General features: G+C 66.9%; 8 protein-coding genes. 2 read left to right on the forward strand and 6 right to left on the reverse strand.

Annotation, left to right across the window (positions count from 1 at the left end):
• Window positions 1-5: 5 nt before the first annotated feature.
• The 5 genes from JWQ90_RS16400 to JWQ90_RS16420 all read right to left on the reverse strand — a co-directional run bounded on the left by JWQ90_RS16400 (window position 6) and on the right by JWQ90_RS16420 (window position 7,440).
• Window positions 6-2,504 carry a TonB-dependent receptor gene (locus tag JWQ90_RS16400; RefSeq protein ID WP_299696067.1) on the reverse strand — a complete coding sequence of 833 codons (2,499 nt, stop codon included), beginning with the start codon at window positions 2,502-2,504 and terminating at the stop codon, window positions 6-8.
• 8 nt (window positions 2,505-2,512) lie between these two features.
• Complete coding sequence (locus JWQ90_RS16405; RefSeq protein WP_299696068.1) at window positions 2,513-4,240, reverse strand: neutral/alkaline non-lysosomal ceramidase N-terminal domain-containing protein; 1,728 nt, start codon at window positions 4,238-4,240, stop codon at window positions 2,513-2,515.
• A gap of 33 nt (window positions 4,241-4,273) precedes the next feature.
• Window positions 4,274-5,584 carry a D-arabinono-1,4-lactone oxidase gene (locus JWQ90_RS16410; protein ID WP_299696069.1) on the reverse strand — a complete coding sequence of 437 codons (1,311 nt, stop codon included), beginning with the start codon at window positions 5,582-5,584 and terminating at the stop codon, window positions 4,274-4,276.
• A gap of 76 nt (window positions 5,585-5,660) precedes the next feature.
• Window positions 5,661-6,926 (reverse strand): amino acid deaminase/aldolase, encoded by a 1,266-nt coding sequence (locus JWQ90_RS16415; RefSeq protein WP_299696070.1) that lies wholly within the window; start codon window positions 6,924-6,926, stop codon window positions 5,661-5,663.
• On the reverse strand, window positions 6,913-7,440 hold the full coding sequence (locus JWQ90_RS16420) for a TetR/AcrR family transcriptional regulator (protein WP_299696071.1): 528 nt from the start codon (window positions 7,438-7,440) through the stop codon (window positions 6,913-6,915). Before JWQ90_RS16420 ends, JWQ90_RS16415 begins: the two co-directional genes overlap by 14 nt.
• Window positions 7,441-7,723: 283 nt before the next feature.
• Here JWQ90_RS16420 and JWQ90_RS16425 point away from each other — a divergent pair, with 283 nt between their 5' ends.
• Window positions 7,724-10,123: a neutral/alkaline non-lysosomal ceramidase N-terminal domain-containing protein gene (locus JWQ90_RS16425; protein WP_299696072.1), complete on the forward strand. Its 2,400-nt coding sequence runs from the start codon at window positions 7,724-7,726 to the stop codon at window positions 10,121-10,123.
• A gap of 43 nt (window positions 10,124-10,166) precedes the next feature.
• Here the strand turns inward: JWQ90_RS16425 and JWQ90_RS16430 are convergent, their stop codons facing one another.
• Window positions 10,167-11,276, reverse strand: a complete 1,110-nt coding sequence (locus tag JWQ90_RS16430) for an energy transducer TonB (protein WP_299696073.1) — start codon at window positions 11,274-11,276, stop codon at window positions 10,167-10,169.
• Window positions 11,277-11,418: 142 nt separating this feature from the next.
• Here JWQ90_RS16430 and mdeB point away from each other — a divergent pair, with 142 nt between their 5' ends.
• Window positions 11,419-14,097 carry an alpha-ketoglutarate dehydrogenase gene (mdeB, locus tag JWQ90_RS16435; RefSeq protein WP_299696074.1) on the forward strand — a complete coding sequence of 893 codons (2,679 nt, stop codon included), beginning with the start codon at window positions 11,419-11,421 and terminating at the stop codon, window positions 14,095-14,097.
• Window positions 14,098-14,124: the final 27 nt, after the last annotated feature.

Raw genomic sequence — 14,124 nt, forward strand, 5'->3', positions numbered from 1 at the left:
TGCGGCTAATCGAATGCCACGCGCACGGTGAGGCCGTAGCTGCGCTCATCACCGGCGGTGCCGCCGTAGTCGCCCACGCCGTACAGCGCGTAGACCGCGCCGAGATAGTTTTCGTCGAACAGGTTGCGCACGAAGGCCGACACGTCCCAGCTGCGGGTCGCACTGCGCAGGCCGATGCGGGCGTTGGTGAGTTCGTAGGCGTTGATATAGCTGCCGCGGCCGTGCTCGACTGTGGCCCAGGCACCGCTGCGGTAGTAGTAGTCGACGCCGAGATAGCCGTCGATGCGGTTGAGCGTCGCGTGGCTGTATTCGAAGCCGGTGGTCGCGGTCCAGCGCGGCGCGTTGTACAGGGTTTCGCCGGACAGATCCTTGGTGTTGTCGCGCGTGTCTTCGTCCGGCGCATTCGGAAAGCTCAGCGTGATCGCCTGGTTGTACGCGGCGCCGGCACGCAGCATCAGCCCGGCCATCGCGTAGCCGTAGGCATCGAGTTCGGCGCCGCGCAGCCTGACCTTGCCGACATTCAGCAAATTCAGCTGGCGCGGGTTCGGGATCAGCGTCTGCTCTTCGTCGAAAGTCAGCGCCTGGTAATTCTTGACATCGGTCTGGTACGCGGCGAACGACACCGACAAGGCGCGATCGAACAGCTGGCTCTTGACGCCGAGCTCGTACGACGTCGCCTCCTCCGGTTTGAACGTCGGCTTTACCGTGTCGCCGGTGGCGCCGAGATTGATGCCGCCGCCCTTGTAGCCGCGCGCGATCGAGGCATACGTCAGCACATTGCGCAGCGGGTGATAGCTCAGCGCGATCTGGCCGCTGTAGTTGCCTTCGTCGCGCTGGTTGTAGCGGGCGTAGTCGCCGCCGGCGACGCTGTCGATCAGGCCGTCATAGCTCAGCGCGCTGATATCGACGCCGAGCGCCTGCGCCAGCGCGTCGGACAATACATTGGTGAGTTGCAGCGGGCTGCAGCTGGCGCAGCCGCCGGAGCGCGAGCGCGTCACGCCGGCGTCCTTCCACTCGTGCGTGTAGCGCAGGCCGGTGGTCAGGTCGAGCTGCTCGCTCAGGTGCCAGTCGACCGATCCGAACGCCGCCGCGCTATGGCTTTTCTGATAGGTGTCGGTCAGCACCGTCATGCCGTCCAGCGCTTCCGGCGGAATCAGCGCGTACAGCAGCGGGCCGGTGTTGGATACGGTTGCGAACGGCAGCACGTTCTGGCGGATCAGGCCGCCGAAAGTCCAGCCGACCAGATCTTCACCGAAGATGTTGCGCTCGTGGCCTTCGAGATGCTGGTACAGGTAAAACAGGCCCAAAACGCTGTCGAAATCGTCGAACTGCGATGCCAGCCGGATCTCTTCGCTGAACTGGCGATGGGTATTGGCGACGCCGGTTTCAGGTACCAGTTTCAGCGAAGTCGCGTCGTCGCTGTACGGCTTGAAACTCCAGTCGCGGTAGGCGCTGATGCTGGTCAGGCGATGCGCGTCGCTGACGTTCCAGTTGAACTCGGCCGAGATCGCCTTCTGCTCGACCTCGCTGTGAGTGCGCGTGTCGGAGTCGGTCTGGCGCTGGTACGGGTCGATCGGCGCGCGCGTGTATTCCATGTACTCGTCGCGCGCGCGTACCGCATCGCGGTAGATGATCAGCGGATACACGCAGCAGTCTTCGCTCTGGTGACCGTATTCGGCGATCAGGCGGCCGCTCAGCGTATCGGTCTGCGTCCACAGCAACTGTCCGCGCAGGCCTTGACGATTCTGGTTGTTGAGTTCCTTGCCGTCGTACCGATTCTCGATCTGGCCGTCCTTGTCGGTGGAATACGCGGTCAGCCGCCCGGCGAGCAGGCCGCCGATCAGCGGGCCGGTGAGGCTGCCGCGCAGCTGGCGGAAACCGCTGTCGCCGATACTGGCCTCGGCTTGTGCCTCGAAGTATTCCGCAGGCAGCTTGGTGACGATGTTCAGCGCGCCGGCGGTGGTGTTCTTGCCGAACAGGGTGCCCTGCGGTCCGCGCAGGACTTCGACGCGGTCCAGGTCGACGAGGTCGAACATCGACAGCCCCTGGCGGCCCAGGTAGACGCCGTCCAGAAACAGGCCGACGCTGCTTTCCATGCCGTCGTTCTGAGAGCTCGAGCCGAGGCCGCGGATGGTGTAGCTGGTCAGCCGCGCATTGGGCACGCTGACGGTCATGCCCGGCGTGCGCTGCTGGATATCCTGCGGGCGGAACAGGCCGGCGTTGGCAAGATCGTCGCCGTCGAGCACGGCCAGAGAAATCGGCACGTCCTGCGCGCGCTCCTGCCGGCGCCGCGCGGTGACCAGGACTTCTTCCAGCTGCACCGCTGCGCTGGCGCGCTCGCGTTCACGCTGTGGAGTAGCGGCGGCAGGCGTCGCGGGCTCCACCGGAATCGTGTCCAGGGCGTCGGCGGCCGGGTCGGCGGCATCCTGCGCCACGGCGTTGTTGCAGCTGAAGCCGAACAAGGCCGCGGTCAGCGCAAGCCGGGCCGGAGGCTTGAGCCGCATATCGCGTATCACGGCGTGCGCGGCGCAGAGCGCAAGGCCAGCGTCGCGGCCGAGAATATTTTCTCGGGCGCGGATGTCAGCGTGCGCGCATGCGCGGGCTTCAGGCACTCGCGCAGCAGCCTGCGAAACTCAGTGCGGAACGCATCGTGCGTGCGGCTGCCGAAGGTCGTGTGCCCGCCTTCGTACTGCTGCTCCTGGTATTCGTGCCAGGTCGTGCAGTAGCCGAAATAGGAGTTCGCATAGCTGGCGATGACGACCTTGCGCACGCCCGCCGGCGCCAGCACGTCCAGGCTCAGCGCCTGCAGCTCCTGCCCTGCGACGGTGGTGATTTCGCCGGGGAAACCGATGATCGCGAGTTCGCCGATGCGCATGAACTGCAGCGGCAGCACCACCGGCACCCAGGGTGTCTCCGCGAGCGCGCCGGCGCGATCCTGGCGCTGCATTTCGGCCAGCATCGGGTCCATCGCGCCGGGCAGCTTCTGACGATCGCACATGCCGAGCAGCACGCCCTCGGCGCTGTCGGTGACGATGATCTTGGGGCTCTGCGCGCGATACCGGTCCTGCGTTTGCGCCAGTGCCTGAGCACTCTCGTGTTTTGCATTGCGCAGTGCGCGGCGCTGGCTGAGTTTTGCGAGCAGGCGCACCAGGCCGGTGATCGGCTGATGGATGCCGGGCCCGTCGACCGGCGAGCCTTCGTAGAAAGCCAGGCCGTGACAAGGCGGCGTCGTATGCTCGCCGCTGCGGCCGTCGGCGAAATCGGGGTCGACGTGGATATCGGAGAAATCCTTGTTGACCAGCGCCGCGTCGAGCACGCTGCCTTGCAGCGCGTCGCTGGGGCCCATCGCCTGCAGCATCTTCCAGGCCTGCGCGCATTGCAGCTGGCCGTTGTACTCGGCGCTGGCGATCTCGTCCTGGTACTTGCCGCGCGGCCACTCGGGCCGGGTGTTGCCCTGTGCGTTGGGCGATACGTCGCCGGCGAAATGCTGGGCGAAGATCGCGACCGTGCCGGCGCCCATCTGCTGTTCCAGGTAGTCGGCGGCGTAGCCCTTGTTGTCGTAGCTCAGCAGCGACACGCGGCTGCTGATGCTGGTCGGATGCACGCCGAACCAGTTGATCTGGCCGATCAGCGCGCCGTCGCCGTCCTGGCAGACCTTGAGCAGCCACATGCGCCGGTCGATCGCCAGATGGGTCTGGTGATCGCCGAGCTTGTGCACGCCGGGATTGCGGTTGTACGCGGCCAGCGAGCGGTTGAAAGCGACGTCGACCTGGTCCGCAAAGCGGTCCACCGCGAACTGCAGCCGCGCCGGCCGGCGCGCGTTCCAGGCCGCGATCAGCGCGGCGGCGAGGCTGGCGACGATCGCGTCGAATACCTCGCTGCGAAAGCCGGGGACCGAGAAGTTGTAGAACGGATAGTGCGAGTAGCCGCCGGGGCCGCAATGCGTGTGCTGCGAGCACAGCATCAGGCGCTCGCTGCTCAGATGCCGTGCGCCGATCACCTGCTGCACGCGCTCGACGAGCGCGCGCTTGAGTTCCGGGAACACCATGCAGATTTCGGCCTGCGCGAAGAACAGCGCGCTGCCGCCGTCGCCGCCATCGTCGAAACAGAAAGCGCGGCTGTACAGTTTGGTCGATTGGCCCAGCACCCTGTGCTTGATCTGGCCGTAGCCAAGCATGCCGTAGCCGCGGCCGGGCACTACGATTTCTTCACGCGCGGCACCGGCTTGCAGCGAACTCATCGGGTGCACTCCGTGCTTCGCCGCGCCACGAAATCAGTCTCCGAACCAGCGCTGCAGCAGCGTATTGCTGAACAGGCCGTGCGGGTCCAGCTGCTTGCGCACGCGCTGGAAATCGTCCCAGCGCGGATACATCGCGGACAGCTCGCGCGCGGCCAGGCTGTGCATCTTGCCCCAGTGCGGCCGGCCGCCGTGATTGCGGAAAATCGCTTCGGCCGCGGCGAAATATTCCTGGTGCGCCATGCCGACGTACTGATGAACCGAGATCGCGACCGAGTCGCGCCGGTAGAACGGCGACAGCCAGATGTCGTCGGCGGCCACAAAGCGGTATTCCACCGGAAAATGCACCAGCACGCGCCGCCGCTCGACGTGCTCGGCAAGCTCGCGCAGCGCATCCGGTCCGCGCTCGGCCGGCAGCTCGTATTCCATCTCCTGGAAGCGCACCAGGCGCGCGGTCGAGAACGCGCGATGGCAGTCGGCGACCATCGTGCTCTCGTCGCTCTTGGTGACCTTGCCGATGAAGCGCGCGATGCCGGGCGCCCAGTCCGGATTCATCCGCGCCAGCCGCGACACCATGCCGAAAGCGCCGTTTTCGACCAGCAGTTCGACGGCGGTGGTCATGCCGCGCGCCGACTCCGGCTCGGCGGTCCAATCCATCAGCTTGACCAGCGTGCGCCGCGTATGCGGAATCCAGTAGAACTCGAAATGGCGATACAGCCGCGCCAGATCCGGCGCCTGCGCCAGGCAGTCGTCCAGATCCATTGCGCGCTTGATCAGCTTCAGCCGATACGCCGGCTGCAGCTCGATATCCAGCGCCGCGATCACGCCGAGCGCGCCGACCGATACCCGCGCCGCATCGTAAATCTCGGCGTTTTCGGTGGCCGAGCAGTGAATCGCGTCGCCGCTGGCGAGCACCAGGTCCATGCCGCGCACCTGGGTCGAGATCGAGCCCAGTGTCGCGCCGGTGCCGTGCGTGCCGGTCGACACCGCGCCCGCCAGTGCCTGCTTGTTGATGTCGCCGAGATTGGTCATGCCGAAGCCGCGTCGGGCCAGTTCCAGGCCCAGCGGTTTGAGCTGCGTGCCGCCGTAAATGTGGCCGACATGGCCGTCGATGCGCGCGATGCCGCTGAGTTTATCGAGGCTGACCAGCGTGTCCGGGGTTTGCACCAGCGGCGTGAACGAGTGGCCGCTGCCGACGACGCGCAGCTGGCCGCGGCGAGCCGCGACGCCGCTGACCAGGCTTTGCAATTCGGGCACCGACGAGGGCGTGGCGAATGTCTGCGGTGTGAAGCGCACCGCGCCGGACCAGTTGCGCCAGGGCGTGCTATGCGGTTTTGTCGGGCTCATGGGGGAGATTCGCAGGACGGTTGGAAGCAGCTTCTCCGGGTGACGGTGGAAGGCAGGTGATCGGTATCGTCGGACATCAGAAGAAGCTCTGCAGCTGCCCGCGATAAGTCGGCACCTCGCCGACAATGCGCTCACCGCGGAACAGCAATATGCGCTCGAAGCGCTCAGCGAGTTCGCCGGCCTTGGCGTGGCGGAAGAACAGCGGGTCGCCGAGTGCCGGCGCAAATCCCGGCGCGAGTCCCGGCGGCAACTGCACCGGCGTCTGCACTTCGCCGGCGCCCTCCAGATCAAGCAGCTTCATGCCGGCGGGCAGGAAAGGCCGCGGCAGGCGATCGGGGCCGGACGGCCCCGAGGCGACGTAGCCGCCGCCGGTGCAGGTGACGATGCCGGGCGCGGGCCGGCGGATCACCGGCAGCGCGAAGAACACCGCGGCCTGGTGGCGGAAGTGGCCGAAGTAGTCGAACAGCGCCGGCGCATACAGCCCCGAGCCGGCCGCGGCTTCGGTGACACTGCTGTCCGCGGCGGTATCCTCGAGGCTGCCGGTGCCGCCGCCGTTGACGAACTCCAGCGCGTGTCCCGCCGCCTTCAGCGCGGCGACCACGGCCTGGCGGCGCGCGTGGATCTCGCGCAGCGAGCGGCGCTTGAGCGTGCGTATCATCAGGTTGCGCAGGCCGGCGCCGGGCACCCGGTCCTGCAGGCCGGCGATCTGGCTCTCATAGCCCATCAAGCCGACCAGTTGCAGCGTGTCGGCGTTGGCGCTGATGAAGCTCGCGATTTCGAGCGCGGCGGCGACGTCGCGCACCGGCGAGCGGCGCACGCCGAACCACAGGCCCGGCACCGAAGTCGACATGTCCAGGTCCAGTGCCAGCCGATAGCATGCGCCGTGTTCGCGTGCCTGCGCCGCGATCAGCCCGCACTGCTCGATGCTGTCGACCATCAGGGTGATGCGCTTGCCGCTGCGCAAGGCATCGGCGGCGTGCGCGAGTTCGACCGTATCGACCGTCGGATACGCGACCAGCAGGTCGTCGAAGCCTTCGCGCGCCAGCCACGCCGCTTCACGCGCGCTGTAGCAGAGCAGGCCCCGGAACTGCGGCGACAGCGCCATCACGCGGCGCAGGATCTCGGTGCAGCGGATCGACTTGGTGCCGAGCCGGATCGGCAGGCGGCCGGCGCGCCGCAGCATCGCCTGCGCATTGGCCTCGACCCGATCCAGGTCGAGCAGCATCAGCGGCAGGCTGCGGCCGGCGACCAGCCGCTTCAGGCGCTGGTAGTAGGCGTCGTCGTCGGCGACGGCCGCAGCGACAAGCTTGCCGCCGAGGGCCCCGGACTCAGGCCGTGACATCGGGCAGATCCTGCTCGGCAAGCGCGCTCAGCAGCTGCACTACGCGGGCTCGCTGCACGGCATTGAACGGCGATATCTGGAACAGCTCCATCAGCCACAGGCCTTCGGTGGCGACATGCGCGAGCGCGGCGCGGTCGAACGAGACGTCGCCGGAAATGATCTCGAAGCGCTGGCTGAAATAGCCGGCAACGCGCTGCAGCAACTCCGGGCTGCCGTTGACCACCGCGACCAGCGCGCCGGACACGCGGTCGTCCTCGTCGGGATCGCGCACCGAGTTCATCACGTAGGCCTTGAGTGCGCGGCCGGGCTGGTCGGGCAGCTCGGCGGCGATGGCCTCGCTGGCCTGGCGGTTGTGCGAAGTCAGGCGCTCCAGCAGGGCTTCGAGCAGCGCCTCCTTGGTCGGGAAGTTGTACATCACGCCGCCCTTGCTGGCGCCGGCGCGCCTGGCCACGGCGTCCAGCGTGAGCTTGCCGGCGCCCTGTTCGAGCGCGACCGCGACGGCGGCGTCGAGCATGGTTTCGCGCGAGCTGGGGCGCCCGCGCGGCGCCTGCGGGGGCTTGGCTGCAACGGGTTTGAGCGCAGCGGTTGTAGGTTTTGCCGACATGGGCCCTGTTGATTTACTGTACCGACTGGTCGGCACAGTAAATGCTCGGGAAAGCTGCAGTCAAGACGGCGGTTGTAGGTTGGGGTGAGCGCAGCGAACCCCAACATCGGCGCGGTACGAACGTTGGGGTTCGCTGCGCTCACCCCAACCTACGGGGTACGGGCTCGTGGTGGCGTGGAAGGGAGATACAGCGATGCGCAAGCAAACGACAGCAGTCCTGGCTGCGATGTGCGCGGTCCTTGCCGGCTGCGGCGCCTCGTCGCCGGATGGCAGCGGCGACGCCGCGATGTGCCAGGCCGGCGAGCTGACGGCCGAGCAGATGCTGGCGGTCAGGCGCGACCAGCCCGATGCGCCGCTGGCCGACCTGAGCCACTACCAGGCCCGCCACGCCGCGCGCGCCACAGGCGCGGTGCTCAACGGCGGCGACTGCGCCGACAACACGCGTTTCCGCTACGGCGCCGGCACCGGCGACATCAGCGGCCCGGCCTCCGGTGAAGAACTGCTCGGCTATGCCGACCCCGGCCAGGTGTCCGAAGGCCTGCACACCCGCGAATACGCGCGCGCCTTCGCGTTCGAGTCCGACTGTGGCGGCCGCAGCGGCCACGCGATGCTGATCACGGTCGAGAACGGCCTGGCCTTCGACTCGATCAAGTTCGGCGTGCTCGCGCGCATCGCGGCCCATGACAGCCTTGATCCGAGCGACCCGCTCGCCGACTACTGGAACATCGACAACATCCTGATCTCGGCCACGCACACGCATTCGAGTTCCGCCGGCCAGTCGCACTACGACCTGGTCAACCTGTTCGCGTTCGGCCTCGATCAGCAGGCGTATCAATCGATCGTCGACGGCGTCTTCGACGCGCTGCTGCAGGCGCATCGCAACATGATCGCGGCGCCGGCCGCGTCGGTGAAGATCGCGATGGCCGAGGTGCTGGATGCGAACTTCAACCGCTCGCCCGATGCTTTCGTGCTGAATCCCGCCGACGAGCGCGCGCGCTTTGCGGATACGCAAGGCCGCGACGTGCAGACCAATCGCTGGATGACCCTGCTCAAGCTGCAGCGCGACGACGGCACGCCGGTCGGCGTGGTCGACTGGTTCTCGGTGCACGGCACCTCGATCGGCCAGACCTACAAGCTGCTGTCGTCCGACAACAAGGGCTATGCGGCGCGGCGTTTCGCCGCGGATTTCCCGCAGGGCGGCAGCAGCGCCGGCGCCTTCGTCGCCGGCTTCTTCCAGTCCGACGAGGGCGACGCCTCGCCCAATCCCTACATGCTGTATTTGAGCGAGGCCGAGTTGCACAGCCGCGACACCGACGCCTGGTTCGCGCGCGGCGGCGGCCGCGACGATTTCGAGAGTGCGCAGATCGCCGGCTACAAGCAGTATCACGGCGCGAAAGCCCTTTGGGACCAGGCCGATGAGAAGCTGCACGGTGAAGTGCGCGCGGTGCATCTGGCGCTGGACATGAGCCGCGTCGTCGTCGAGGCGCCGAAGACTTACGCTGCCGGCCTGATGCCGGCGGTCGGCACGCAGCGCACCTGCGAGCCGGCGCTCGGCATCTCGTTCGCGGCCGGTGCCGAAGACGGCCGCGGGCCGTTCACCGAAGGCGCGGCCTGCCCGGTCAGCACCGACACCGCCGACTACATCGCGCAGTACCTGCAGGACACCATCGGCCCGCTGTTCGACGGTGCGATCCCGTCGACGCTGATCGAGCCGATCGGCTGCTACAACCCCGCGTTCGCGGCGCTGGGCTACGCCTGCCAACAGGAAAAGCCGATCGCGATTCCGCTGGTGGTCGCGCCGCTGGGTTTGCCGGTGCTGGAGCTGCAGCCGTACGTGATCCCGATCCAGATCATCGCGCTCGGCAATCTGGCGATCGTGTCGGTGCCCTGGGAGACCACGACCGTCGCCGGCCGCCGGCTGCGCGAGGCGGTGCTCGACCAGCTGCAGGACGCGGGCATCGACTACGCGGTGATTTCGGGCCTGTCGAACACTTATATCCATTACCTGACGACGCGCGAGGAGTACGCCCAGCAGGATTACGAAGGCGCGTCCACGGTGTTCGGCCCCTGGTCGCAGGACGCGGTGGTGCAGGAATACGTGCGCCTCGCCGGCCATCTGCGCGACGGCAGCGCCGCGGCCAGCCCGTATGCGGCGGCGAGCTTCACCGATCACACGCCGATCCTGCGGCACTTGCCCAGCGTCAGCGACGGCACGCTGCCGGCCGGCGTCGCGTTCGGCGATGTCGCGGTGCAGCCGCAGACGAGTTACACGCTGAGCAGCACCGAGCGCACCACGATCAGCGCGAGCTTCTACGCCGGCAATCCGCGCCGCGATCTGCGCCGCGGATCGAGTTACGTCTACATTGAGCGCCAGAATGGCGAGGCCTGGGACACGATCGCCAGCGACGACGACTGGTCCACGTATTTCACCTACCAGAAAGGCGCGGACGGCCGCGCGAACCTGGCGCTGGTGGAGTGGAAAGTGCCGGCCGGCACCCGGCCAGGCACCTACCGCATCCGCATCGAAGGCGCGTCGGCCGACGGCCCGTACAGCGGTGCGAGCCAGCCGTTCCAGATCGCGGGTTGCGGCTAGTCTGATCCGCAGGTGGGTTTAAGAACCGCCCTGCAAAAGCAGGCTATTTCGCGGCCGGCTTGACTGCCGGTTTGACCGCCGTTCCGATCGCTGCGATGGCGTCCGGCATGACCTTGACCAAGTCGAAGCGTCCGCCGCTCGTATCGTCGTTAAAAGTGCCGCAGGCGGCGGTTTGCTCGTCCTGGCTCAGGCTTTCCAGATTGTTCAACTCAATGTCGGCGCCGCGCTCCGTCATGGTCTTGATCTGCTCCTTGGATTTGGCGATCTGCTCGTCGGCCAGCTTGGGATCGGAGATCTTGCTGCGGAACTCTGCGAACAGCGCTGCCTGCACCTGCTCGGCCTGGTGCACGGTCGCGTCATTGCGCTTATGCCACTTGCTGCGCGCGTCTTCGGTGATCTTGGCTATCGGAGCTTTCTGCAAGCTGCAGCGGTCGGCCACCGCGTCGATCTTGATCTTCATGCTCAGCAGCATGATCGAGGCCGCCATACGCTGTTGCGCGGCCACTTCTTCGGCTGATCGCGTATCGATCCTGAATGTGTACTTGAGCGGCGTCGTGGTCGCGACCGGCTTGCCGTCGCTCAGTGCGGGTTTGAACTGGCACTGGCCCAGCGACGCAGCCGCCGCTGCGTCCAGCTGCGGATTGCCGGAGGATTTCGCCACCTCGGTCTGGTCGGCCTTGCCTTCGGCGGAGACATGGATCGACAGCAGCACCGTTCCGGTTTGGTTGGCGGCCAGGGCCTCGGGTGGATAGATCGGCTGAGGACAGGTGCTGGTGATCACTTGCGCCGGAACCGAATCGGCGGCGCCGCACGGCGCAGCGAGCAAGTACAGTGCGAGCAAGGCGGCTGCGGGGAGCGCGCGCAAAGCGCGGTCGGATGCGAAGTGGTGATCGGTCATCATGTAGGTCGGCACGCAGACTCTACGGCGAGCCTTGGGGGCTGGGACTTTGTGGGGGAGTGGCCGCATCGCCCTGAAGCGGGACGGCAGGCGGACAGCAGAACAATCAGCTCGGCTATGTTCGACGACAGCAAGATCGGGATGCCATTCAAAGAAGAGGTGCCCGTACCTCGGGATCGCGCGGGCACCCCAGCATCTGAATCTTCGGCAGCGGGAGCACGGCGAGCCTTGCGGCTGAGCCCTGCGCCAGGTCATGACGCCCTCTGTCCGAAGCGGGCCGATGATGCACCCGCATGGCGCTCGCATCAAGCGCCTGTGCCCAAATCTGGGCATTTCCCCGCGCTCGCCGCCGGCCCGCACGGCGTAAAGTTCGCTGCTGAAAAATGGGAGCGACACCATGGCGGAAGACGCCGGCATTCCGAACCCGGCAGCGGTAGCGCGCAGCGGCCCGGACATCGACCCGCAGGAGACGCGCGACTGGCTCGAGGCCCTGCACGCCGTGATCCGCAGCGGCGGTGAAGCGCGCGGCCGCTTCCTGCTGCAGCAGCTCGAGGAGGAGGCGCGCAATCTCGGCGTGCCCGGATACGCGGCGCCGTATTCGGCGTATCGCAACACCATCCCGCTGGAGCGGCAGGGCGCCTATCCGGGCGATCTGGCGATCGAGGAGCGGCTGACCGCGATCATGCGCTGGAACGCGCTGGCAATGGTCGCGCGCGCCAATCAGGCTTATGGCGATCTCGGCGGACACGTCGCCAGCTATGCCTCGGCCGCGGAGATTTTCGAAGTCGGCTTCAATCATTTCTTCCGTGGGCCCGAGGCGACGCAGGGCGCGGACCTGGTCTACTTCCAGCCGCATTCGGCGCCCGGCGTGTATGCGCGCGCGTTTCTGGAAGGGCGCCTTTCCGAAGAGCGCATTGCCAACTACCGGCAGGAGACCGGCGGCAACGGCCTGTGCTCGTATCCGCATCCCTGGCTGATGCCGGACTTCTGGCAGTTCCCGACCGGCTCGATGGGCTTGGGGCCGATCAACGCGGTGTACCAGGCGCGCTTCATGCGCTACCTCGCGCAGCGCGGCCTGGCGCAGACCGACGCGCGCCATGTCTGGGGCGTGTTCGGCGACGGCGAGATGGACGAGCCCGAGTCGGTGGCCGCTCTGACCCTGGCCGCGCGCGAGAAGCTCGACAACCTGACGTTCATCATCAACTGCAATCTGCAGCGGCTCGACGGCCCGGTGCGTGGCAACGGCCAGGTGATCCAGGAGTTCGAGTCGCTGTTCACCGGCGCCGGCTGGAACGTGATCAAGGTGCTGTGGGGTTCGGACTGGGACGCGCTGTTCGCGCGCGATACGAACCACGCGCTGCTGCGCCGTTTCGCCGCGACCGTCGATGGCAAGTATCAGACGCTGGGTGCCAACGACGGCGCCTACAACATGGCGAATTTTTTCAACGAAGACCCCGAGCTGCGCGCGCTGGTCGCGCACATGAGCGACGCCGAAATCGGCGCGCTGAAGCGCGGCGGCCACGACCTGCGCAAGCTGCATGCGGCCTTCAGCGCGGCGCGTACGCACAGCGGCGCGCCGACGGTAATCCTGGCCAAGACCAAGAAGGGCTACGGCATGGGCACGGCCGGCGAATCGCGCATGACCGCGCACCAGACCAAGAAGCTGGACGTCGACGGCCTGCGCTCGTTCCGCGACCGCTTCGGCCTGCCGCTCAGCGACGAGGATCTCGAACATCTGCACTTCTACAAGCCGGCCGACGACAGCGCGGAGATGCGCTATCTGCGCGAACGTCGCAAGACGCTCGGCGGCCCGCTGCCATCGCGTCGCCGCAATTGCGAGCCGCTGATCGTGCCGGAGCTGAAGCGCTACGCCGCGTTCGCGCTGCAGGCCGACAACAAGGAAATGTCGACGACGATGGCGGTCGTGCGCATGCTCGGTAATCTGCTCAAGGACAGCAATCTCGGTTCGCGCATCGTGCCGATCGTCGCCGACGAGGCGCGCACTTTCGGCATGGCCAGCCTGTTCCGGCAGGTCGGCATCTATTCGCCGGTCGGCCAGCTCTACGAGCCCGAAGATTCGGCGTCGATGCTGTACTACAAGGAAGCCACCGACGGCCAGATCCTGGAAGAAGGCATCACCGAGGCCGGTGCGCTGTCGTCGTGGATTGCAGCGGGCACCTCGTACAGCGTGCATGGCGTGGCGATGCTGCCGTTCTACATCTACTACTCGATGTTCGGCTTCCAGAGAGTCGGCGATCTGATCTGGGCCGCGGCGGATCAGCGCACGCGCGGCTTCCTGATCGGCGCGACCGCCGGCCGCACCACACTGGGCGGCGAAGGCCTGCAGCACCAGGACGGTCACAGCCACCTGGTGGCTGCCGGTATTCCGAACTGCCGCGCCTACGATCCGGCTTTCGCCGGCGAACTCGCGATCATTGTCGATCACGGCATGCGCCAGATGCTCGAGCAGCAGCAGGACGTGTTTTATTACCTGACGGTGATGAACGAGAACTACGCGCAGCCGTCCTTGCCCGAAGGCGTCGCCGACGATGTGATCAAGGGCCTGTATCGCTTGGGTGGTCACAGCCTGAAGCAGGCCGCCGCGAAAGTTCGTCTGCTCGGATCGGGTGCGATTCTTCCAGAGGTGATCGCCGCTGCGCAGCTGCTGGCGGCCGACTGGAACATCGACAGCGAAATCTGGAGCGCGACCAGCTTCAGCGAGCTGGCGCGCGATGCGCGGGAATGCGAGCGTTACCAGCGGCTGCATCCTGATGCGGCGGCGCGGGTCAGTCACGTCGAAACCTGCCTGCCGGGCACGACACCGATCGTGGCGGCGACCGACTACATCCGCGCTTATCCGCAGCTGATAGCCGCGTATGTCGATGCGCGATTCGTCACGCTCGGCACCGACGGCTTCGGCCGCAGCGATACGCGTGCGGCGCTGCGTAGGTTCTTCGAAGTCGATCGCTACCAGATCGTGCTCGCGGCGCTGGAAGCGGTGGCGAAGCCGCTGCTGAGCGCGGCGATCCGCCGATATGGAATAGACGCGGATGCACCGGCGTCGTGGACGGTTTGATCAAACCTTCCATCGTCCCTTCAATCG

The sequence above is a fragment of the Hydrocarboniphaga sp. genome (assembly GCF_028291725.1).
Lineage (GTDB): Bacteria > Pseudomonadota > Gammaproteobacteria > Nevskiales > Nevskiaceae > Hydrocarboniphaga.